This is a genomic window from Pseudoalteromonas rubra (genome assembly GCF_005886805.2).
Classification (GTDB): Bacteria; Pseudomonadota; Gammaproteobacteria; order Enterobacterales; family Alteromonadaceae; genus Pseudoalteromonas; species Pseudoalteromonas rubra_D.
Genome location: NZ_CP045429.1, coordinates 3,908,970 through 3,932,355 on the forward strand (window position 1 = coordinate 3,908,970; position 23,386 = coordinate 3,932,355).

22 protein-coding genes are annotated in these 23,386 nt (G+C 48.4%); 12 read left to right on the forward strand and 10 right to left on the reverse strand.

What is annotated here, in order from left to right:
- The 4 genes from CWC22_RS16745 (at window position 1) to CWC22_RS16760 (ending at window position 3,931) form a co-directional block, all read left to right on the forward strand.
- Entirely contained in the window at window positions 1-1,137 is a 1,137-nt protein-coding gene (locus CWC22_RS16745; protein ID WP_125559132.1) for a murein hydrolase activator EnvC family protein, read from the forward strand.
- A 38-nt stretch (window positions 1,138-1,175) separates the two neighbouring features.
- Window positions 1,176-2,396: a S41 family peptidase gene (locus tag CWC22_RS16750; RefSeq protein ID WP_138538506.1), complete on the forward strand. Its 1,221-nt coding sequence runs from the start codon at window positions 1,176-1,178 to the stop codon at window positions 2,394-2,396.
- Between the two features lie 36 nt (window positions 2,397-2,432).
- Window positions 2,433-3,167, forward strand: a complete 735-nt coding sequence (locus CWC22_RS16755; protein WP_230090586.1) for a divergent polysaccharide deacetylase family protein — start codon at window positions 2,433-2,435, stop codon at window positions 3,165-3,167.
- 344 nt (window positions 3,168-3,511) lie between these two features.
- Window positions 3,512-3,931, forward strand: coding sequence for an HPP family protein (locus tag CWC22_RS16760; RefSeq protein WP_138538507.1), 420 nt, complete (start codon window positions 3,512-3,514; stop codon window positions 3,929-3,931).
- Window positions 3,932-3,973: 42 nt separating this feature from the next.
- Here CWC22_RS16760 and pepB read toward each other — a convergent pair whose 3' ends face one another.
- On the reverse strand, window positions 3,974-5,269 hold the full coding sequence (pepB, locus tag CWC22_RS16765) for an aminopeptidase PepB (protein ID WP_125559129.1): 1,296 nt from the start codon (window positions 5,267-5,269) through the stop codon (window positions 3,974-3,976).
- A gap of 81 nt (window positions 5,270-5,350) precedes the next feature.
- Here pepB and sfsA point away from each other — a divergent pair, with 81 nt between their 5' ends.
- The 8 genes from sfsA to CWC22_RS16805 all read left to right on the forward strand — a co-directional run bounded on the left by sfsA (window position 5,351) and on the right by CWC22_RS16805 (window position 11,875).
- On the forward strand, window positions 5,351-6,058 hold the full coding sequence (gene sfsA, locus CWC22_RS16770; RefSeq protein WP_138538508.1) for a DNA/RNA nuclease SfsA: 708 nt from the start codon (window positions 5,351-5,353) through the stop codon (window positions 6,056-6,058).
- Between the two features lie 260 nt (window positions 6,059-6,318).
- Entirely contained in the window at window positions 6,319-6,762 is a 444-nt protein-coding gene (gene dksA, locus CWC22_RS16775) for an RNA polymerase-binding protein DksA (protein WP_010383453.1), read from the forward strand.
- An 18-nt stretch (window positions 6,763-6,780) separates the two neighbouring features.
- On the forward strand, window positions 6,781-7,725 hold the full coding sequence (gene gluQRS / locus CWC22_RS16780) for a tRNA glutamyl-Q(34) synthetase GluQRS (protein ID WP_125559125.1): 945 nt from the start codon (window positions 6,781-6,783) through the stop codon (window positions 7,723-7,725).
- A gap of 289 nt (window positions 7,726-8,014) precedes the next feature.
- Window positions 8,015-9,346, forward strand: a complete 1,332-nt coding sequence (gene pcnB, locus CWC22_RS16785; protein ID WP_138538509.1) for a polynucleotide adenylyltransferase PcnB — start codon at window positions 8,015-8,017, stop codon at window positions 9,344-9,346.
- Window positions 9,343-9,852 carry a 2-amino-4-hydroxy-6-hydroxymethyldihydropteridine diphosphokinase gene (folK, locus tag CWC22_RS16790; protein ID WP_138538510.1) on the forward strand — a complete coding sequence of 170 codons (510 nt, stop codon included), beginning with the start codon at window positions 9,343-9,345 and terminating at the stop codon, window positions 9,850-9,852. The genes pcnB and folK overlap by 4 nt, the downstream gene beginning before the upstream one ends.
- Before the next feature lie 55 nt (window positions 9,853-9,907).
- A complete protein-coding gene (gene panB / locus CWC22_RS16795) occupies window positions 9,908-10,702 on the forward strand; it encodes a 3-methyl-2-oxobutanoate hydroxymethyltransferase (protein ID WP_125559119.1) in 795 nt (264 codons plus the stop codon).
- Window positions 10,702-11,556 (forward strand): pantoate--beta-alanine ligase, encoded by an 855-nt coding sequence (gene panC, locus CWC22_RS16800; RefSeq protein WP_138538511.1) that lies wholly within the window; start codon window positions 10,702-10,704, stop codon window positions 11,554-11,556. The genes panB and panC overlap by 1 nt, the downstream gene beginning before the upstream one ends.
- A gap of 79 nt (window positions 11,557-11,635) precedes the next feature.
- Complete coding sequence (locus tag CWC22_RS16805; RefSeq protein ID WP_125559116.1) at window positions 11,636-11,875, forward strand: hypothetical protein; 240 nt, start codon at window positions 11,636-11,638, stop codon at window positions 11,873-11,875.
- 292 nt (window positions 11,876-12,167) lie between these two features.
- Here the strand turns inward: CWC22_RS16805 and CWC22_RS16810 are convergent, their stop codons facing one another.
- The 9 genes from CWC22_RS16810 to CWC22_RS16850 form a co-directional block, all read right to left on the reverse strand.
- Window positions 12,168-13,136: a PstS family phosphate ABC transporter substrate-binding protein gene (locus tag CWC22_RS16810; RefSeq protein ID WP_010383461.1), complete on the reverse strand. Its 969-nt coding sequence runs from the start codon at window positions 13,134-13,136 to the stop codon at window positions 12,168-12,170.
- 76 nt (window positions 13,137-13,212) lie between these two features.
- Window positions 13,213-14,541, reverse strand: a complete 1,329-nt coding sequence (gene phoR / locus CWC22_RS16815; RefSeq protein ID WP_125559114.1) for a phosphate regulon sensor histidine kinase PhoR — start codon at window positions 14,539-14,541, stop codon at window positions 13,213-13,215.
- 56 nt (window positions 14,542-14,597) lie between these two features.
- The gene (gene phoB, locus CWC22_RS16820; protein WP_010383464.1) at window positions 14,598-15,287 is read right to left on the reverse strand and encodes a phosphate regulon transcriptional regulator PhoB; all 690 of its coding nucleotides are present in this window, start codon (window positions 15,285-15,287) and stop codon (window positions 14,598-14,600) included.
- 501 nt (window positions 15,288-15,788) lie between these two features.
- Window positions 15,789-16,727: a porin gene (locus CWC22_RS16825; protein ID WP_125559110.1), complete on the reverse strand. Its 939-nt coding sequence runs from the start codon at window positions 16,725-16,727 to the stop codon at window positions 15,789-15,791.
- 478 nt (window positions 16,728-17,205) lie between these two features.
- Window positions 17,206-18,270 carry a class II fructose-bisphosphate aldolase gene (gene fba / locus CWC22_RS16830; RefSeq protein ID WP_010383466.1) on the reverse strand — a complete coding sequence of 355 codons (1,065 nt, stop codon included), beginning with the start codon at window positions 18,268-18,270 and terminating at the stop codon, window positions 17,206-17,208.
- Window positions 18,271-18,468: 198 nt separating this feature from the next.
- The gene (locus CWC22_RS16835; RefSeq protein WP_125559108.1) at window positions 18,469-19,647 is read right to left on the reverse strand and encodes a phosphoglycerate kinase; all 1,179 of its coding nucleotides are present in this window, start codon (window positions 19,645-19,647) and stop codon (window positions 18,469-18,471) included.
- A gap of 31 nt (window positions 19,648-19,678) precedes the next feature.
- Window positions 19,679-20,692 (reverse strand): erythrose-4-phosphate dehydrogenase, encoded by a 1,014-nt coding sequence (gene epd / locus CWC22_RS16840; protein WP_125559106.1) that lies wholly within the window; start codon window positions 20,690-20,692, stop codon window positions 19,679-19,681.
- A 157-nt stretch (window positions 20,693-20,849) separates the two neighbouring features.
- The gene (locus tag CWC22_RS16845) at window positions 20,850-21,467 is read right to left on the reverse strand and encodes a 3'-5' exonuclease (RefSeq protein WP_125559104.1); all 618 of its coding nucleotides are present in this window, start codon (window positions 21,465-21,467) and stop codon (window positions 20,850-20,852) included.
- The gene (locus CWC22_RS16850) at window positions 21,464-23,302 is read right to left on the reverse strand and encodes a DUF294 nucleotidyltransferase-like domain-containing protein (protein ID WP_138538512.1); all 1,839 of its coding nucleotides are present in this window, start codon (window positions 23,300-23,302) and stop codon (window positions 21,464-21,466) included. Before CWC22_RS16850 ends, CWC22_RS16845 begins: the two co-directional genes overlap by 4 nt.
- Between the last annotated feature and the right edge of the window lie 84 nt (window positions 23,303-23,386).

Below are 23,386 nucleotides of genomic sequence, written 5' to 3' on the forward strand. Positions count from 1 at the left end.
ATGCGCCATACGCTTGCTGTACTCTCGGTCTGTTTGCTGCCCATACTCGGGCAGGCAAATGAAACCCGCACCAAAGCCGATCTGGCTGCGGTGCAGGCTGAGCTCAAAAAGAGTCAGGCCGCCTATCAACAGCAACAAGCCAGCTTTAGTGCACTCAAAAGCACCCTGCAATCCTTTGAACTGGAGATCGCCAAAAGTGCCAAAGCACTGGCATTCACCGAGCAGGGGATCAGCGAAAACAAACAACAGCAATACACGCTACAACGCGAAGCTGAGCAGCTTGAGCTGCAAAAAAAGCGCTTACAACGGCTGCTCGCAGCACAGCTCAAAAGTGCCTATGTCACAGGCAGTCACGATTACTCAAAAATGCTGCTAAACCAGCAACATGCCGCGGCGTTAGAACGCACCATCAGCTACTACGATTACTTTAACCAGGCGCGTATCGCGCAGCTCGAAGCCCTCAAATCGGTGTTTGCCAAACTGGCAGAAAACCGTGCCCAACTAGAGCGTAAAAAGAAACAGCTGCTTGCATTACAGGATCAGCAAACCGCCCGTCGGGACGAATTAATGTTGGCGCAAAACGCCCGCAAAACCCACCTGAATAAACTTAACGACAAGCTCAGTCAGGCAAAAGCGGCTATTGCCTACCTTGAAGAAAACGAGCAAACCTTAATTTCCACCCTCGAAACCTTAGCCTCAGAGCAGGCCAGTAGCCCCGAACAATATGTGGCGCAACTGCAAGGGTTACAAAGGTTAAAGGGCAAACTTGCCTGGCCTCTCGATGGCCGTCTGAAACACAGGTTTGGTCAGCGTAAACATGTGGGTATGAACTGGAAAGGCGTCGTGATCCGCGGCAGCAATGGCACACCGGTTAATAGTGTTGCACCGGGTCAGGTGGTCTATGCCGATTGGTTGAACGGTTTTGGCTGGGTCATCGTATTGGATCATGGGGAAGGCTTTATGAGCCTGTACGGTCATGCCCAAACCCTGCTTAAAGACGTTGGCGATCAGGTCATGCCAGGCGAGCCCATCGCCCTGGTGGGGCAAAGCGGCGGACAAACCGATCCTGGTCTATACTTCGAAATACGGCATAAGGGAAGCGCTGTTGATCCAGTAAAATGGTGCAGATCCAGTTAACTGACTAACCGATGCTGCCCCCCAGTGAGGAGCAGCATATGATGACTCCATGTGTTCAACCTGATAACAATCGCCTCTGGCATTGGCTATTTGCATTCAGCCTGATGCTCAGTTTGCTATGTTTGCCACTCAGTGCCAAACAACTATCCAGCGAACAAATCGACGAAATTCTCTATCATATACACACCTATTATGTGGAAGATCTGCCACTCAGCCATGTCAAAAAAGACAACTTTAGTGAATTACTCACCCAACTTGACGATTATTCTAAGTTCCTTGACGAACACGAACTCGAAGCCTTATTCAGCGCAGCCAATGGCCGTTACACCGGACTGGGTATTGAGGTAGAAGAAGTCGAAGATGGCGTGGTTATTGTCGATACGCTGCCAGGCTCTCCGGCAGAGGCCGCAGGTATTGAGGGCGGTGACAAGTTGTTAGCCATCAACACCCACGATGTGAAGCGGAAATCCATTGCCGAAGTTTCGAAGCTACTGCGAGAAGCCCAATTTTCAACGATACAACTCACTGTAGAGCGCGCCAACACTGAAGTAACATTGGCACTCAGACGCCAGGAGATCACCCTGCGTAGTGTCTCCAGCCAGCTTTTACCCGGCGGTATCGGTTATGTGTTGCTGAGCAGCTTCAATAATCACAGTTACCACGACATTGCACGCCATATCAGTATGCTCAATAGCCACCAGGGGGAACCACTCAAGGGTCTGATCATCGACTTGAGAGATAATCCCGGCGGCACACTCAATAGTGCTGTGGCCATCTCAGATTTGTTTTTGCAAAGCGGCACCATCGTGAGTACCCGAGGACGCTTTTATGATGCCAATCAACGTTTTTTTGCCGCTCAGGGCGATATACTCAATGGTGCCCCGATGTTAGTGCTGATCAATGAGCAATCCGCTTCAGCAGCCGAAATACTGGCTGGCGCATTGCAAGATAATAGCCGGGCATTGATCCTGGGCAACCGCTCGTACGGCAAAGGGTCAGTTCAGTCTTTGATCCCCATAGGTAATGGTACTACGGCACTGAAACTAACCACAGCCCGTTATTTCACTCCCTCAGGCCAATCTATCGAAGGAACCGGGATCCAACCGGACGTAATTTTTAGTAAACAAGTACTTTTAGAACTGGACAAAGACGCTATAATGGCTGGTGAAAAAAAGGTCAGACTGACCTTTGTTGCCAACCTAGATAAACATTGGCAAGAAGCGGAACAGCTATTACAAAACCATAATTTACAACAATAATTCAGGATAGTGCGCTTACTTATAACAGGCTTTTTGGTGCTTTTTCTCTGCGCAGCACCAAGCTATGGCAACCAGATTGCCATCGTCATCGACGACATTGGATATCACGAACGTGACTTAGAACTGCTGGATCTGCCCGGCCAATTGAGCTACGCCATTTTACCACACACCCCGTTTTCACAGCGCTTTGCCTATCAGGCCAGTCACAAGCGCCGCGAGTTGCTGTTGCACATTCCGATGCAGGCGCTGGAAGACAAAGCCCTTGGGCCAGGTGGCCTGACACTGGACATGCGCAAATGGCAGCTGCAAACCACGCTTGGCCATGCGCTGGCAACCTTGCCTCAGGTCAAAGGCGTCAATAATCATATGGGCTCAGCGCTCACCCAATCTGTCGAGCCAATGAAGTGGACCATGGAGCTACTCAAAAAGCGCGGGCTGTACTTTCTTGACAGCCGCACCACAGAACTGAGTCAGGCCCAGAATGTGGCCAATTTGTATGGTGTTGCCAATGTCGCCCGCCATGTCTTTTTAGATAACCAGACACAGCCAGATGCGCTGCGTCGCCAATTTGAAGAACTAAAATCACTCGCCCGCCAGCAAGGCTATGCCATCGGCATTGCACACCCCTACCCACAAACCCGACTCTTTCTTGCCGAAGCACTGAGCGAATTGGCAAACGAGGGCATCGAACTGGTTCCTTTGTCACACCTGGTTGAACAAAAGTACATCCAGCTGGCTGCGGTAAAACGTAGTCCACTCACCTCAGACTAAGGCTAAGGCTAAGGCTAAGGCTAAGGCTAAGGCTAAGGCTAAGGCTAAGGCTAAGGCTAAGGCTAATCAGCATAAATACACCACCCACCTCCGTGATCAAAGCGGCCATTCATAGGGGTTTCAAGCACCCTATTTTGAGATTCGGCCTGGAGACAAATTGGTAAATTCTTGTGACATCTGTACAAATCTAAGCGTCTTGACGAAAACCGAAGCCGGGCTTTCCTCAGCGGGATAAATGCGCCTTAATTGAGTGCATTGGCAGAAAAATTTGATCTGGGACCATTCACTGATGCTTGGTGTCGGCTAGACTTAACTCAAACAGCATGCTCGCTTAAGGAAGTACTATGTTAACCACAGTTGCCGATTTAATGACGCCAGATCCACTGGCGGTTAGAGAAACTAATACCCTCAACGATGCCCATAACCTAATGCGTGAAAAGAACATTCGTCATATCCCAGTCATAGATGACCATGGCATGCTGGTCGGTATGCTGACACAGAAGATCATGATTGCCAAAGTGATGGGGATCATTGCCACCTACGGCACCAATGCATTGGAGCGCAAAGAAAAACAACAGCAAGTTGCTGAAGTGATGGCCACCGACTTTGCCAGTGTCCAGCCACAGCAGAGCTTACAGGAAGTGGTGCGGTTTTTTGTTGATAACCGTCATGGCTGCATGCCAGTCACAAACGACAATGGCAAATTGTTAGGTATTCTAACCTCATCGGACTTTGTCCGTCTGGCCGCCGCCTTATTGTCATAAAAAAAGCCCCTGCTGGGGCTTTTTCTTTGCATTTCAGACCTATCAGGCTTTAGCTTGCAGGGTACGTGCTACCGTGCGCATGCCTAACGTTGTTGCGCCCGATGCCCATTGCGATCCCGCAGTGTTCTGGAACGATGCAGCCAGGTCGATATGCACCCAGCCCTGGCCTTCATTGGGCACAAAGCGAGACAAGAAGCCCGCTGCATTAGATGCACCACCGAAGCCACCGCCTTTTTGTGCACGGCTGTTCGCTGTGTCAGCGTACGCCGACGGGCAGTTGTTCTGGTGCCATTTTTCCAGTGGCAACGGCCAGGCCGCCTCAAACTCTTCGTGAGCAAACTGTTGTACTTCGCTCACTAATTCTTTGTCCAGGCCAAACAGAGCATTGTATTCCTGACCAACCGCAACCAGGGCTGCGCCCGTCAGGGTGGCTGCGTCAATAATCAATGGCGCACCTGTTTCGCCTGCGGCCATCAGACCGTCAGCCAGTACCAGACGACCTTCCGCATCCGTGTTCACAATTTCAACTGTAGTGCCGTTTTTATACGTCAGGATGTCTCCCAGCTTATAAGCATGACCTGAAATTAAGTTTTCCGCACAGCATAAAAACAGCTTGATGCGTTTGTCTATGCCACGCTGAATAGCAATGGCCAGGCCTGCCGTCACCGTCGCCGCGCCGCCCATGTCACATTTCATGGTTAGCATGCCTTCGCTTGGTTTAATGGAATAACCGCCTGAATCAAAGGTGATACCTTTGCCCACCAACGCTGCCGCAACCGGGGCGTCTTCATCGCCTGTTGGGTTAAAGTCCAGCTCCAGTAATACCGGAGGACGCTCACTGCCCCGGCCCACTTCATGGATCCCGATCCACTGATGTTCAAGCAGGGCGTTCCCTTTAATGATTTGATAGCTGACATGCTCGGGGGCCAGTGACTGAATAAATTCAGCCGCTTTACCTGCCAGGCTTTCCGGATAAATGTCTTCAGCCGTGCCATTGATCATCTGACGGGTCCAGGTTGCAGCCGTTTTCAGTGCCTGTAATTCAGTGAGGTCAGACTGTGCGTTATCACAGAAGGTAACACCATCCAGTTGCTTCGGGCTTACAAACCCCTGATAAAATGCCCACTGAGATTCAGTGCACCAGGCATCACCCTGTAACTCAACTGCCAGGATCCCTTGCTGTGCCACGCTGCGACCCGCTTTTTGAATGATCTTCAATGTCTCGTGTTCGCTCAGGTGCACCAGTGCGCCCTCCTGATCGTACGATAAAGTCGCATTGCCACCCCAGTGTGCAGCCGGGGCCTGATCCGTCAGTCGAACAATAAATTTGTCAGCCATATATGATTTCACTCTTGCGCTTATTAGTTACTTGCAGTGTACACTAGCGGGCAAAATGCCCCAAATGAATGCGATTAATCTATGAAGTTTCACGTCCCACTGGCAAAAGCCACCTTACTAAAACGCTATAAGCGCTTTTTGGTTGACTTGCGCAACGATGCACAAGAAGAGTTCACCGTTCATTGCGCTAATACAGGCAAAATGACAGGATGTGCTGACCCCGGCTTTGGTGCCTACTACTCAACCAGTGACAACCCGAAACGCAAATATCCACACTCGTTAGAACTGACCGAAAATCAAGATGGTGACCTGATCTGCGTGAATACAGCAGTGGCCAACAAGGTTGCCATAGAAGCGCTTGAACAGGACCGCATTCCCGAACTAAGAGGCTACCAGACACAACGCAGCGAAGTGAAATACGGCACAGAGAATAGCCGCATCGACATCTTACTTCAGGATCAGGACAAGCCTGACTGTTACATAGAAGTGAAATCTGTCACTCTACTCGAACAGGGGCAAGGCTATTTTCCGGATGCCCAGACCACACGAGGCCAAAAACATCTGCGCGAACTGATCCAGACTCGCCAGCAAGGCATGCGCGCCGTGCTGCTGTTTGTTGTCATGCACAACGGTATCAATCAGGTCAAACCAGCTGCCCATATCGACAGCAAATACGCCGCACTGATTGAGGAAGCGCTGACACATGGGGTGGAGATCTATGCCTACCGGGCCGAAGTCTCAACCCAGGAAATCAGACTCACCAAGGCACTTCCCTTTGCTGAGCGCTAAACTAGCATGATATACAACAGTGATCTTACGGCATAAAAAGTGCAGTATAATGAGTATTAAGCTTGAAAGTAGAAAATTTGCCTCCATATAGCTGCAAATGTCAGTGTGACCCCCGTCCGTCGCGACTTTGTGATTCCGATCATACCTTCAAACCGGGAGTGGTCTAACAAGCAAAAAGTGTTTGCCAAGGGGTAAAGATTTTGCTATCTATAGCCGCCGGCGTTAGCTGGGGTTGTTTATTAAGGATTTAGGAGAATGCTATGCCAGACCAGAAAAAACTAGGGTTGTTGGCTCAAGCCGGTTTAGAACCTTATCAGGAAAAGCCGGGTGAAGAATATATGAATGACGCACAGCGTGCGCATTTCAAAAAATTACTGGAAGCGTGGCGTAGCGATCTTCGTAACGAAGTTGACCGCACTAAGAGCCACATGCAAGATGAAGCGGCAAACTTCCCTGATCCAGTCGATCGTGCAGCACAGGAAGAAGAGTTTTCTTTGGAACTGCGTACCCGCGACCGTGAGCGTAAGCTAATCAAGAAAATTGAAAAAACACTACAACTTATCGAAGACGACGATTTCGGTTATTGTGACTCATGTGGCATTGAAATTGGTATTCGCCGCCTTGAGGCCCGTCCAACAGCGGACCTATGTGTAGACTGTAAATCAATCGCTGAAATAAAAGAAAAACAACAAGGCCGGGGCTAACACACGTTCGTCTTAGCTATGCTACCCCAGTTTAATAGCGATTATCTGTCCGGGAGCTATCGAGGTCGATTTGCTCCCTCTCCCTCCGGTGCACTCCATTTCGGCTCTTTGATAGCCGCACTTGCCAGTTATCTCGATGCCAAAATCAATCACGGTCAGTGGTTGGTTCGCATGGAAGACATAGACACTCCCAGAGTGGTTGCAGGTGCCGCCGATGAGATTCTCAGAACTTTGGATGCCTATGGTCTGCATTGGGATGGCGAAGTGGTTTATCAAAGCCAGCGCCACGACTTATATCAGGATGTACTGGCGCAGCTAAGTGCCGCAGATCTGATCTACCCTTGCAGCTGCACCCGTAAAGCGCTCAAGCAACGCGGTGGCATATATGATAACCATTGCCGGGCTCGACAGCTTTCGCCTGAAGGTAACGCGCTGCGACTTACTCAAACTCAACCCGTTTATTCATTCACCGATCTGCTTCAGGGTGAGGTGCAACTGAGCAACGCTCTGGCTGAAGAAGACTATATCGTAAAACGCCGTGACGACCTGTTTGCTTACCAGTTAGTCGTGGTCGTTGATGACATTGACCAGCAAATTACCCGCATTGTGCGCGGTGCCGATCTGTTGGAGCCCACCGCACGCCAGATCAGCTTATTCAGGCAGCTTATTGGCGACGCACCAGACTATGCCCATGTCTCGCTTGCAGTGGCACAGCCCGGCTTTAAATTGTCCAAGCAAAACCATGCACCCGCTATCGACAATACCAGGCCGCAGCCTGCTTTGTGTGCCGCACTGCGCTTTCTGGGCTTACCTGTTCCAGACGAATTGCAACACGACTCAGTACCTACCATTCTGCGCTGGGCCGAGCAACAATTTACCTTGCAAGCTTTACCGCGTCATCGTGAGATCCAGGTTTCCTTGTTAAACGATGGACACTATGACTTTACCCGGTTGACCGCCTGAGTCCACAGCCACCTATCCCCCAGGTCCTGGCACTCAATCTCATGTTGGATTTTTAATCATGAATCCACGTCCGCTCCTTCAATTTGACCCCATTTGAGTATATGATAGCGGGCCTCGTTAATTCGCCTACACTATACAAACTAAAACAAGTTCTATGGCCGTATGGTGAGTGTGTATGCATTATTGCACGCAATATTGATTGTTCAGGGTCGTTAGGAGAGTCGTTATTATTTCCAAAATTATTAAGCTTTGCCGCCAGATAGTTAAAGGCAAAGATCCGGTAGGAACCGTGACATGCAGCGCTACACCTGTGTTGATACCACGCAGTGAGCATGCAATCTCGCGCAAACAATTTAGCCCCAATGCAATCAAAGTGCTGTATCGACTTAAAGATGGCGGCTATGACGCCTATCTGGTCGGTGGTTGTATTCGTGATATTTTGTTAGGGATTGAGCCGAAAGATTTCGACGTAGTTACCAACGCCACACCTGAACAAGTCAAAAAGCTATTTCGTAACTGTCGTTTAATCGGCCGCCGCTTTCGCCTTGCGCACATCGTTTTCGGTCGGGAAATTATTGAAGTGGCCACCATGCGCGGCCACCATCAGGCACAGGACAATCCGGACCCGACCAGTCAGTCGAGCGACCAGGGTCAGCTGCTGCGCGATAATGTGTATGGCACCATTGAGGAAGATGCACAGCGCCGCGACTTTTCAATTAATGCACTTTATTATTCTATTAACGACTTTAGCATCCGAGATTTTGCCGGTGGTATTGCGGCCATTGAGCACCGTAAAATAGAGCTCATCGGCGACCCTGAAACCCGTTATCGCGAAGATCCGGTTCGTATGTTACGCGCGGTGCGTTTTGCCACAAAGCTGGATATGAGCATTGCCGGGCCAACTGAAGCGCCGATTGCTGAACTGGCCCCGTTGCTTGGTAACATTCCACCAGCCCGCTTGTTTGAAGAAACTCTGAAACTCTTTTTAGGTGGCAAGGCCGAAGCTAACTTCCTGATGCTCAGAAAATACGGTCTGTTTAAACAGCTATTTCCGGCCGTGGACGCCATTTTGGATAACGCGGACAGTGAATTTGAAATTACCTTTATCCAGAAAATGTTTGCCAATACGGACGATCGCATCAACGCAGATAAAAAGGTCACTCCGGCCTTTATCTATGCAGCCCTGTTATGGTTCCCACTGCGCGATCGTTGCAACACGCTGATAGCAGAAGGCATGAACGAGTATGATGCCTTTATGCAGGCAATCAGTCAGGTTCTGGCCGAGAATGCGCGTCATATTGCCGTCCCCAAGCGCTTTACACTGGGTGCACGAGACATCTGGCACATTCAGCAGCGCCTGGATAAACGCGGTGGCCAACGCGCCTATCGTCTCAGCCTGCAACCCAGATTCAAAGCAGGATATGATTTCCTGCTGCTACGAGTTGAAAGTGGCGAAACAGAGCAGCAAGAGCTGGCACAGTGGTGGACTGACTATTTACAACAAGACGTGTCTGGACAAAAAGAGATGGTAAAAGCCCTGGGTCAACGCTCAGGTGGCTCAGAAAGACGCAGACGCCGTCCTAGAAACAAACCGCGCAGAAAGCCTAATCCCGAATCATGAACACCGTTTATATTGGACTGGGGGCGAACCTTAACGCCCCTGAGGCACAGCTACGTAATGCGCTGGATGCCCTGAACACATCGCCTGTACTGACGCTCGCGCAGGTCTCCAGCTTTTATGCCTCAAAACCTATGGGTCCGCAGGACCAACCCGACTATGTGAACGCCGTTGCCAAACTTATCACGGATCTACCCGCCATTGAGGTACTCGATTTGCTGCAGCAGATTGAGCAGCAACATGGCCGGGTACGCAAGGCCGAACGTTGGGGTCCACGTACCTTAGACTTAGATATTCTGCTATACAACGATGCACAGATAGCAACGCAAAGACTGATCGTGCCACATTATGGCTTATGTGAACGTGAATTTGTGGTCTTTCCATTATTGGAGATAGCACCCGAACTCATTTTACCTACAGGCCAGGCACTGGCGGACATCGCCACAAGGTTACCACGTAACGGGCTGACACCCATTAGTCAGTATCCTGTTGCAGCGTCGCTTGCATAGCACGACTTGAGGGCCACAGTGCGCTCAGCATCGAATTGATCACAAAGGGGGAAATATGGCTAAAGTAACCGTTTCAACATTGGCCAAGAAAAAACGTGAAGGAACAAAAATCACCGCACTGACGGCATACGATGCCAGCTTTGCTAAGCTGTTTTACGACAACGGCGTTGACATTATTCTGGTCGGCGATTCATTAGGTATGGTACTGCAAGGCGGCGAAGATACGCTGGCTGTGACCACTGCTGATATCGCATATCATACGCGCTGTGTCCGAGCTGGTAGCAAAGAGCTATTTGTGATCGCAGATATGCCCTTTATGAGCTACGCTAACCCGGCACAAGCGTGCGAAAACGCGGCGACGTTAATGCGTTCAGGCGCAAATATGGTCAAACTGGAAGGCGGTGAATGGCTGCTGGACTCTATTCGTTTACTCACCCAGCAAGGCATCCCTGTGTGTGGGCATTTAGGTCTAACGCCACAGTCCGTGAATGTCTTTGGCGGCTTTAAAATTCAGGGCCGGGAAGACGCGCAGGCAGAGAAAATGGTTGCTGATGCCATTGCATTAGAAAATGCTGGTGCGCAACTACTCGTTGTTGAATGCATCCCTTCTGCACTGGCAAAACGCATCAGTGAAGCGCTGAGTATTCCGGTCATTGGTATCGGAGCGGGCAAAGACACCGACGGCCAAATCCTGGTTATGCACGACCTGGTCGGTATCTCTGCAGGCTATATTCCTAAGTTTTCGAAAAACTTCCTCGCCGAGACGGGCAACATGCCTGAGGCGGTCGAAAAGTTTTGCGCCGATGTGAAGAGCGGAGCATTCCCCTCTCAGGAACACGAGTTTAACTAATGCAATCAATTACAGAAATAAAATCTCTGCGTAGCCAAATCAAAGCCTGGCGACAGCAGGGGCAAAGCATCGCCTTTGTACCCACCATGGGCAATCTGCATCAAGGGCACTTTTCACTGGTTGAGAAGGCTAAAACCCTGGCAGACAAAGTGGTAGTCAGTATTTTTGTCAATCCAATGCAATTTGGTGCCAACGAAGATCTGGACAAGTATCCACGGACACTCACTCAGGACAAACAAGGCTTAGCCGAACTAGACACTGACATTGTCTTCACCCCCAGCGTTGATGCCATCTATCCAAATGGGCTCGACACACAGAGCTATGTCGATGTCCCAGGTGTATCAGAGGGCTATTGCGGCGGCAGTCGCAGCGGCCACTTCAGAGGCGTTGCAACAGTCGTCACTAAGTTATTCAACCTGGTACAACCTGACTTCGCCTGTTTTGGTGAAAAAGACTATCAGCAACTTCAGGTTATCAAGACCATGGTACGCGACTTGTCGATGCCTATTGAAATTATTGGCGTGCCGACTCAGCGGGAAATTTCCGGGCTGGCAATGAGTTCACGCAATGGCTATTTGTCTGAACAAGAAAAAGATACCGCGAAGCATCTGTATCAGGTACTGAGTGAGACAGCACTGCAACTTCAACAAGGCGTGCGCGATTATGCAACGCTGGAGCAAACAGCAAAGTCTGTACTTGAAGCTGCCGGACTTCAACCTGATTACTTCTCTATAGCACAAAGACAGAGCCTAAAACCTGCTACACTGGAAGACGGTGAGTTTGTCATTTTGGCTGCGGCTTACCTCGGCCAGGTGAGACTAATCGACAATATCCAGGTCCTCACCGACGCATAACAATGTATAGGATCCCTGAGTTCTCGGCGCACAGCGCTGTGGGATCCTAATTTAAATTACTCTCTTGCAGGACTGTCTCATGAAATCACAGATATCGATTATCGCCTTGCTATTGGCAGGCTGTAGCAATACCAATTCCCCCGAACTGAACCAGTGCGCACAACAAAACTATCAATGTGAACAAAGCTGCGAGCAACGTGCGAACCCTCAGTCAATGGCCATGCAGGTGTGTAGCGATGGATGTATTGAGTCGTTTAACCAATGTAAGGCACAGGCTGAGCAGCTCACTCAGCAGCAGCGTAATAGCACCTTGTATTAAAAACTATTGCAGGCAAAAATAGACATAATACCAATTTCACTTAATACCTGGTCTATTTGAAGGAGCAACTAGGACGCTAACAGCGTTAAAAATTTCTCATTTAGAACCTTATACCTTAGACATGGGTTCACAAATTTTTGCCTCGCCTATAGGGATGTAGGTGCCTCAGCGATAGCAGGACGCGGGAGCGGTGCTATCGACCCTATTTTTTCGCCTCAAAATAGCTCACTTAATTAAGCAAATTGGTATAAAAAAACCGCTCTTAGAGCGGTTTTTTCTTTCCGTGCAAAGCTTATAGCAGGCCTAGCTTCTTAAGCTCTTTGCTTGCAAGCTGGCTTGAAAGTGGTACATAACCATCTTTCTCTACAATCTTCTGACCTTCTTTTGACAGCACCATTTTCAGGAACTCAGCTTCAATTGGAGAAAGCGGCTTGTTCGGGTGCTTATTCACGTAAAGGTATAGGAAACGAGACAGCGGGTACTTACCCTTAGCAACATTGTCTAGCGTCGCATCAACAAAGTTGTCGCCTTTTTTCGACAGCGGTACAGTACGTACACCAGATGTCTTATAACCAATGCCTGAGTAGCCAATTGCATTCACTGATGAAGAGATTGACTGAACCACTGAGGCTGAACCTGGCTGTTCGTTTACGTTGTTACGGAAGTCACCTTTACACAAGGCTTTTTTCTTAAAGTAACCGTAAGTACCTGATACTGAGTTACGACCATACAACTGAATGTCTTTGCTACCCCAGTCACCAGACAGACCTAAGTCGCTCCAGCGCTCAACTTGCTCAGAAGCACCACACTTACGCGTTGATGAGAAAATAGCATCAACCTGGTCGATACGCAGGCCCTGAATTGGGTTATCTTTGTGTACAAATACTGCCAATGCATCGATAGCAACACGAACTTCAGTCGGCTTATAACCATAACGCTTTTCAAACGCTTCGATTTCTTTCGACTTCATCTTACGGCTCATTGGACCAAAGTTGGCTGTCGCTTCTGTCAAAGCCGGTGGCGCAGTAGAAGAACCTGCAGCCTGAATTTGAATGTTCACGTTAGGGTAAATACGTTTGTACTCTTCAGCCCAAAAGGTCATCATGTTAGCCAGTGTGTCGGAACCCACAGATGAAAAGTTACCTGAGATACCGCTGGTTTTGTTGTACTCAGGTAGATTCTTATCAAGTGCAGAGGCTTGAGCAGATACCAGTGTTGTTACAGCCACACCCATTGCGGCAACTAAGCTTTTAAATTTCATTGGGGTCACTCCAAATGTTCTTCCCATTTAATTTCTGAGCACATTGTGCAGAAAACAAATGACAATAAAATTACTCTCAAATGACACTTTTATGACTTTCGGTATTTGTCATAAAAATGCGTTTTTCTTTTTCAAAGGCAAATGAGAATCGCGATCCTTTGCCCAGTGTACTGTCAATTTCCAGGTGTGAGTCATGACGTGACAAAACGTGTTTAGTGATAGCCAGACCCAGCCCTGAGCCACCAGTTTTGCGGCTACGCGCCTTGTCCACACGGTAGAAACGCTCAGTGAGCCGGTTTATGTGCTCAGGCGCAATCCCATCACCATTATCAATGACAGAAAAGCGGGCACGATCTGATTCCAGGAACCAGTTCACAGTGATTTTTCCACCCGGCTTAGTGTAATGAATGGCATTGAATACCAGATTAGAAAAGGCGCTACGCAGCTCATCAACACACCCTTTAATATCCAGCGACTGATCAACGTTAAACTCAATCTCATGATGTTTGTCCTGATTCAACGAATTGGCTTCAGTCTGGATCAGAGCCAGCATAGCAGGTACATTCACCGCTTTATCATTGTCCTGGTTACGCTGCCCTTCAATGCGGGATAAAGAGAGCAATTGATTCACCAAACTGTCCATCCGTTTGCACTGCTCTATCATAGTGTGGTGCGCTTTATTCCACATTGCAGGCGGCGGCATGTTATCGCCTTCCATCATCTCCAGATAACCCGTCACCACCGTTAGTGGTGTACGCAGTTCATGAGAAACATTAGCGACAAAGTCTTTACGCATCTGCTCCAGCTGTTTTAGCCTGGAGATGTCACGTACCACCATCATTAACTGCTCTGCGTAGGGCATAACCCGAAATTCTAATACGCGCTCTCCACCGTGCCCCGATTCCATCTCCAGAGGATCATGAAAATCATGAGCCTGCATATATTTGACGAATTTAGGATCGCGGATCAGGTTATCCAGGCGTTGCCCATGATCAGTCGGCCATTGCAGACCCAGCACTTTAAGAGCAAGCTGGTTACACCAGACAATACTGAGATCCTGTTGCATTACAATCACGGCATCAGGTACCGCTTCGGCACCTTCGCGAAAGCGTCGGATCAATTCAGCCAGCTCATTGCGTTTTTTGCGGTTGCGGTGCTGCAGCTGGTAAATCCCTTCAAAGATCTGCTCCCAGGCGCCCGATCCTTCTGGTGGATTAAAACTGCGCTGATTGATCAGCCAGTCACTCAGTCGATACAATTGTTGATAATGCCAGATCAATAGCACCATGGCACCGATAAAGAGTAAAACAAACGGTGCGCCTAATAAGATCCCAATCAGGGTTAATGGCAGGAAATACAAAAACAGGCGTTTCAATAACGCCTGTTTATCAATCACCCTATACATACAAAATGATCCTAAAGAAAATGCGCCACGGTTAGCCTACCATAGCGCCAGGTGCTTTACAGCTTACTTGAGAAGCGATAACCAGCACCGCGTACGGTTTGTACCAGGCGATCATGGCCCAATGGTGCAATCGCTTTGCGTAAGCGACGGATATGAACATCCACTGTACGATCTTCAACATACACATTAGTGCCCCAAACGTGATCCAGCAACTGTTCACGGCTATAAACACGCTCCGGGTGCGTCATAAAGAAATGCAGTAATCTGAATTCAGTAGGCCCCATTTCCAGCTCATTACCAGCAGAGGTTACTCGGTGTGATATTGGATCCAGACGTAACCCGTGCACTTCAATGGCCTCTTCCAGTGAAGTGGGAGAAACCCGGCGCATCACTGCCTTGATACGTGCCATTAATTCTTTTGGAGAGAAAGGTTTAGTAACGTAGTCGTCTGCACCCACTTCCAATCCTTTGACCTTATCTTCTTCTTCCCCACGTGCTGTTAGCATGATAATCGGGATTTGTCTGGTGTATTCGCTTTGTTTAAACTTTTTGGCAATCTGAATACCGCTGCCTCCTGGCAACATCCAGTCCAATAACACCATATCAGGATAAGGCTCAACCATAGCTGCAATTGCAGAATCATAGTCTTCAGCTTCAATGGCTTGAAAACCATTTTGTTCCAACACAAACACCAACATTTCTCTGATCGGTGCTTCGTCATCAACTACCAGTACTTTACGTGACATTCCCATTTATCTCTTACGTTACCGAAGTGGGTTTCATTATTATGACTAAGTATGACAGTTTTATGAAACACCAAGTGATAAAAGATGACAATTGGGAAAAAAATAGGGCCAGACAAATACAAAGCTATAATACTGAAAAAACGTAAGTTTCACCTGGCTACCAGCTTGCTTTAACCAACAAGTGGGTTAAATCTTTGTTTAGTCAGGTTTGTTTTGTCGCTTTACGCGCACACAAAGTAAAGCAAACACTGTAAACGTCACGTAACGCCAGACATACGGGCCATTTAAGTTCATTTACAAAGCCATTCTTTGACATGATGCTCAGCCCTTAAACAGAGTACTCAGACCGAGTTATAACGGTACCTTAATATAGCTGTATTTGGGTTACAGGGTTTATTTCACCCTATGGACTGTGCAATGTTACACCGCCATTAAGTGTAACACTGCCTAATGCAAGCCCAATCAAATATCACGCTATTGAGCAAGGGCGCGGCTTGTGGACTAAAAGTCATACCTCAAGGTCAGTGCCATATGATCTTGATCCGCCTCATTATCGAGATCGATTTTAGTGTACCAAAGATACATTCTCGTTTGCTTTGACAGGCTTTTCTCAACCCCAATGGAAACTGCATCACCAGAGTCTTTCAGCTTGCCGGAGGCGCCATCTGAGTTCTGATATTGCGCTAGTAGCTTGTAGCCACTGTCTAACTTCAATGATGCGCTGGCCACATAGCTGTCTACCGTATCATTGCTGTCCACCGCTTCACTTTGCTGATAGCTGGCACCCAAGGTCACTTTGGCCACTTTACCCTGAACAGTAACACGAGTGATGTCCTGGCCAGCGACTTCTTCATCACGCGCTACACTGGCATAAATCGCGGTTTTCTTCAGCTTACTATCACCATAAGAGGCCGCCATAGACAGCCCACTTTCGCCGTTTTGTTTACTGTTGTCCTCACTGATATAGCTAACCGTAAATTTGAGATGATTCAATGAAGGAGTTGTATATTGCAATGTGTCGCCAAGGCGGTTTTCACCCACAAAAAAACTTTTGATGTCGGCGTTGAAGTCATTCATGAGATCCACTTTTCCCTGAGACTTCTTCATAGGCGTGTCAGCCCGCCCCACTAAAACCTGGCCAAACCGGCCCTTAATACCCACATACTGTGAGCGGGCCGTAATATTCTCTTCGGACTTACCGTCATTGTCGTTTTCGGACATTTCAACCTGAAATTCCAACTTATAAAACGCAGAGATCCCTGTGTCTATGTCTGCTCCGCCTTTGATCCCCATTCTGGAGGCATAGCTCTCAACTGAAGTGTCTGAACCACTTCCCGTATCACTGTTTGCCACACCCAAATGGGCGCGACCGTAAACCTTGAGCTCTTCAGCCTGTACTTCCATGCAAGCCAGCGCAGAACACCCAATAAGGGCAGCCATAAAGCATTTCTTCATACTTTGACCCCAATAAAAATCAATATGAGCAGAATAGAGTATTATTTAAAGCTAGACGCTCTGTATCAGAGATCAAGTGATGTACCGCTGGATCAAAGTTTTTCTAAGTTAAAATGTCAGAGATCAAATTTATACCAACAAGATCCGATCGGGATCATATTTTTACTAACCACAATGATCTATTTTGCCAGGTCCGGCACTGCGAACAAGCTAACTTATTGATTTTAGATCAGATCCAATAAGGTGATACACTCAGATCCTTGCCTGACTTAGTAAGATCATGATCCCGGAACGTTTGTGCTCTCGTTACTTAGTCAAGATCTGATCCCTGTTAACCTAGGTAGGTAAAATTCTGATCCCAACAGGATCGACATGTCTGCAAAGAGACAAACAACGCAAACAAAAATGCCGCAGTATATGAGCTGCGGCATTTAACACTAACCAGATTGTGTCGTGTTAGTATTTATTTGATCTGGGGATCCAGCTCACCTGACAGATATTTCAGGTGCATATCATCCAAAGAGATTGGCTTAATGCGGCTTGCATGACCTGCAGTACCAAACGCTTCGTAACGCGCAACACAAATCTCTGTCATCGCTTTCGTTGCTTCAGCAAGGTACTTACGAGGATCAAAGTTAGCCGGGTTATGTGCCAGGTGACGGCGAATGGCGCCAGTCGCAGCTAAACGTAAATCGGTGTCAATGTTGACCTTACGCACACCGTGCTTGATGCCTTCAACGATCTGCTCAACTGGTACACCATACGTCTCAGGGATCTCACCGCCAAACTCATTGATAACGGCCAGCCACTCCTGAGGCACCGATGAAGAACCGTGCATAACCAAATGGGTATTCGGGATACGTGCGTGGATCTCTTTGATGCGATTGATTGCAAGGATGTCACCCGTTGGTGGACGCGTAAACTTGTATGCACCATGAGACGTACCACAGGCAATAGCCAGTGCGTCAACACCTGTTTTCTTGACGAAGTCAGCCGCTTCTTCAGGATCGGTCAGCAGTTGATCATGAGACAATTTACCTACTGCACCAATGCCATCCTCTTCACCAGCTTCACCCGTTTCTAATGAACCCAGTACACCCAGCTCACCCTCAACAGATACACCACCAGCGTGTGCCATTTCTACAGTGCGTCGCGTTACATCAACATTGTACTCATAGCTTGATGGTGTTTTACCATCTTCCATCAAAGAACCATCCATCATGACCGATGAAAAGCCAAGCTGAATTGAACGCTGACAGACGCCCGGAGAGGTACCGTGATCCTGGTGCATAACAACCGGAATGTGCGGCCATTCTTCTACTGCGGCCAAAATCATATGGCGAATAAACGGTGCCCCTGCGTACTTACGTGCGCCTGCCGAGCCCTGAACAATAACCGGACTATTGGTTTTATCTGCCGCTTCCATAATAGCGCGCATTTGCTCTTGGTTGTTTACGTTAAAGGCAGGAACGCCGTAACCATGCTCTGCGGCATGATCCAGCAATTGACGCATACTGATTAAAGCCATTGTGCTTTCTCCAATTGTTGATGAGTGAAGCTGATATTTCCAGATCAGCGCTCGAACTCATCGATTTGAACGGGATAGATAGTAAGTGCTACACACTCAATTTGTTTTGAGAATAAATGTGAGAGAGTCTCAAAACCGGACCAATCTGTCGGCCCAAAAATCTGATGCTGCAACGTATTGCGCAGCATCGTGCTTGAATTACGCTTTCGCTCTTTGTTCAAGCATAGCGACTGCTGGCAGTTTTTTCCCCTCAAGGAACTCTAAAAACGCACCACCACCTGTCGAGATGTATGAGATTTCATCTGCAACGCCGTATTTATCGATCGCGGCAAGGGTATCACCACCGCCAGCAATTGAGAAAGCGTTAGACTTCGCAATCGCATTGGCAATCGCTTCAGTACCATTACCGAATTGATCGAATTCAAATACACCAACAGGACCATTCCAAACCACAGTACCAGCGTTGGCAATGATTTTACCCAAGGTATTGGCTGTATCTGGACCAATATCGAAGATCATGTCAGTGTCACGTACTTCCGCAACATCTTTGATCTGTGCAACCGCAGACTCAGAGAATTCATCACCAACCACCACGTCAGTTGGTACAGGGATATCTCCGTCATTGGCGCGTGCTGCATCGCTCAATTTGTTCGCTTCATCAATCAGGTCCGGTTCATACAGAGATTTACCTACCGGGTTACCCGCTGCGGCGATAAAAGTATTTGCAATCCCGCCACCGGTAACCAATTGATCAACCACTTTAGATAATGAATCAAGTACCGTCAGCTTAGTCGACACTTTAGATCCACCTACAATAGCAACCAAAGGACGTGCAGGATTATCAAGGGCTTTGCCCAGTGCATCCAGCTCAGCCGCCAGTAATGGACCTGCACACGCAACATCAGCAAACAAGCCAACGCCATGTGTTGATGCCTGAGCACGGTGTGCCGTGCCAAATGCATCCATCACATACACATCACAGAGTGCCGCCAGCTTCTTAGACAGCGCTTCATCGTTCTTCTTTTCACCAACATTGAAGCGAACGTTTTCGAATACCACAACTTCATTGTCTGCGATATCAACGCCATCCAGATAGTTATCGACCAGACGCACATTTTGCTCTAATGCGTCGTTTAGATAATCAACAACTGGTTGTAGTGAATACTGCGCATCGTATTCCCCTTCCGTTGGGCGACCCAGGTGAGACATAACCATAACCTTGGCACCTTTTTCCAGGGCAAGCTTGATGGTAGGTAAAGACGCTCTGATACGGGCATCTGATGTAACCTTACCTTCTTTCACCGGTACGTTAAGATCTTCACGGATCAGAACGCGTTTGCCGTTTAAATCTAAATCCGCCATCTTAATGACTGACATTGACATCTCCTTCAAGAACGATACTGAGTTTTTAATTAACTTGTGTCATTGCTGTGGCTGTATCGAGCATGCGATTTGCAAATCCCCACTCGTTGTCGCACCACACCAGCAACTTCGCCAACCGTTTCTGGCTGACGCGTGTTTGGGTACCATCTATGATACTGGAATGTGGATCATGATTAAAATCCACCGAGACCAAAGGCTCTTCAGTGTAGTCCAGTATCCCTTTCAACGGGCCACATGCGGCCTGTTGTAATGCATTATTCACTTGTTCGAGCGTCACATCACTGTTGAGGGTAACGCTCAAATCCATTGCCGTCACATTAATGGTGGGTACCCGCACTGCAATGGCTTCAAAACAACCATGAAACTTAGGCAAGATCCGCTCGATCCCACGGGCTAACTTTGTATCCACCGGGATAATAGACTGACTTGCCGCTCGGGTACGCCGCAGATCAGGGTGATATGCATCAATCACCTGTTGATCATGCATAGACGCATGGATCGTTGTAATGGTGCCCGAGCCAATCCCAAAAGCATCATCCAATACATTTATGACAGGGACAATACAATTAGTAGTGCATGAGCCATTTGATACGATGGCATGTTCAGGACGCAGTTCTTTGTCATTAATACCATACACTATGGTGGCATCGACATCCGCGTCAGCCGGATGAGAAAACAGCACTTTCTTGGCGCCTGCACGCAAATGTGCCTGGGCATGAAAGCGGGAATGAAATACACCAGTGCACTCTAACACAACATCAACATCGAGGGCATGCCAGGGTAAATGGCTGGGATCGGCTTCGCTAAACAGTTGGATTTTATCTTCTCCAACCGTCAGATAGGGGGCATCAAGGTGCACAGGAAAAGAAAAACGCCCATGTGAGGTATCGTATTTCAGCAGATGAGCAATGCCCTGCGGATCGGCAAGTTCATTTATAGCGACGATTTGAATGTCATGCTGGCGACCAGATTCATACAAAGCCCGCACTATATTGCGACCAATACGACCAAAACCATTTATAGCCAGTTTGATAGTCATTAAGTTGAAGATCCACCACGTTGTGAAAAATTGGGCTCAATCCTGCTGCATACACGGTGTAGCGTCCGCACGCGAATAAAATTCCCAAGCTTTCCGTATTAAGATGGCGCTATTGTAATCGACCGGGCACAAATGTGTAAGAGATATGCAAAAATAATTACGTCAGCTGTCTGAGTAACGCCCCATGTGTCCCACCAAACTGGCTGTTTTGTGCGAGCAAGAGCTCAGCCGTACTCAGCGCATCACTGAGTGCATGATGCTCACAAGCTGACGGCAATCCATAACGCTGACGACAGGCAGACAATGTAAGACAGTCCGCCGCCAGCGTTTGTCCTTGTCTGAGCAAACGATTTCTCTCAATCTGCATCGTATCCAGGATCAATTCAGGACGCACAGAGATACCATGAGACACAAACGCCCGCTTGAGAAACCCCCAGTCTAGTATGGCGTTATGGCATACCAATACACCTTGTTCGAACAACTCGGCCAGTTGTTGTAGTAATGCACGCAAACTGGTTCCCTGTGCTAATGCCTGCTCATCCACACCATGGATCACCGGACTTTGTCCCAACTGACGTACTTCCTTATTCAGCATGTGCCGGGCTGTGCTAAGCGTGATCCGACCCTGTCGGATCTCAACCCAGGCGGCGGAGACAATTTCGTCCCGCTTTGGGTCTAATCCAGTCAACTCCAGATCCAAGACGATCAGGTTAGCATCTTCCAATCTCAAATGACGATAAGTATGCCAGTTACGTAATCGGGTTAACCAACTCACAGGCTACCTCTGGCAAATTTGAAGGCACATGCTTGTTGTGCCTGCTTGATCAACTGAAATGCTTCTTTGAGCTGATGACGCTCCAGTGAGCTTAAATACTCTGGATTAATGCAATTTTCCGGCAAGCCTTCTTTGTCAATCTGAGTACGCAAACGCAGCTGAGTTAAATAGCGCCAGCAATCTTGTAAGTTAGCAATGTCTTCAGCACTGAGCACTCGGTGCCCTTTCAGCGCATGTAAGCGTTGCAGAGTATTGGCTTTACGGATCCCAGCTTGCAACGCATAAAGACGAACAACATCGTTGATGATCACCACACCGCGCTTTTTTAGGTCCAGATATTTGTGCTTGTGCTTATCCTGCTGAAGCTTAAACTGCTGAAACAAACCAATCGGCACCGTGTTGGCATTAATATCTGCAGCCATCGCGGCATAAAACAACGCATTTTTCGGGATCTCGTTTAAATGATGCAGAAATTGGCCGAACAAAACATCCGATCCGGTAATAAAGCGCAGATCAAAATAGATCTTACAGTTAAGCATTGCATGGGGTGTCGGAGTATGGATCCAGCTCGTAAACCTGTCGCACCATTCACTGAGCGTGCCGCGACATTGCGGATTACTTGCCATAATATTGCCCGGGCAAGTCCGGATCCCACATTCATCCAGTTGCTGGCAGACAAATGCGCCAAGCTGAGCAAAATAATGCCTTTGTTCATCTGTCACACCTTCGGGCAACAGCAGACCATTGTCCTGATCTGAATGCAGGGTTTGCTCTTCACGCGCCTGGGAGCCAAAACAGATCCAGGCAAACGGGGTGGGTGCGTTGCCATGCTGCTGCTGATATAGGTCTATCAAACGTCCAGTCAGTACATCACTAAGCCCACTGAGCAGCTGGCCGATCAGTGAAATATCCTCGATCTTATTGGCAAAATCACTCAATAGATCTGGGATCTCTTTCGCTAACTGCTTCACCTGGGCATAACTGCATGCTTTATAGATCCGACCGATCAATTGCACCGGATCGCTTTTTTGCTGACGTAGAAGATCTGTGCTGGTGATCATACCTATCGGCATACGATCTTCATTGAGCACAGGCAGATGATGAATATTGTGCTTGAGCATCAAATGCAATGCCGAAAAGATCCGATTGTTTTCGAAGATGTGTTTCGGTTTGGCCGTCATGATCTCACGGATAGCCCGGGCAGGATCAAGGCCCTCTGCCAGCACCCGATTACGCAAGTCACGATCCGTCACAACTCCTGCTAACTGGTCGTGCTCGATCACCATGATTGAAGACACCCGATGCAACTTCATGACTTTAGCCGCGTCCTGAATACTGGCATCAGGCGCCAGAGTCACCGCAGCCCGGCTCATTAACTCGCTGACCGGACGTTCAGACCAACTGTTTCCCGATTCTTTATAATGGCTGGACAGCAGGCGCTTGGCATGGGCACGCACAAAATACTGCTCAAAAGGTTTATATTCATGACGGAGAAAATCAAACGCCGATTGTGGCAACACATATACCAACCCTGGCTGCACCACTTCCAGTTGATTACTGATTGGCTCACCGGTTAGCAACGAGGGATAACCAAAGTAATCGCCTTCAGCGAGCCGGGTAACCAATTCGCCCCGCTCCGAACGTAAATCAAAGTGACCGGAACGCACCAGATAAAGCTGGGGCTGATCACTTTTGAACCACTGGGCCTGATTTTGTGCGCTGACGTAAATGATTTCCAGATGCTCAACAAAGTAATCTACCGCGCTGTCGGTCAGCTGAGCAAATGGCGCCTGTTGCTGCACAAAGGTCAGCACATCCTGTACCTGAGCCGTCATAACCCCTCCCAAAAATAACAACTACTCCACAGCTTTCGCCATGAAGTAGTTGGTTTCTTTGCTATCAGAAAGTCCCCCTACCTG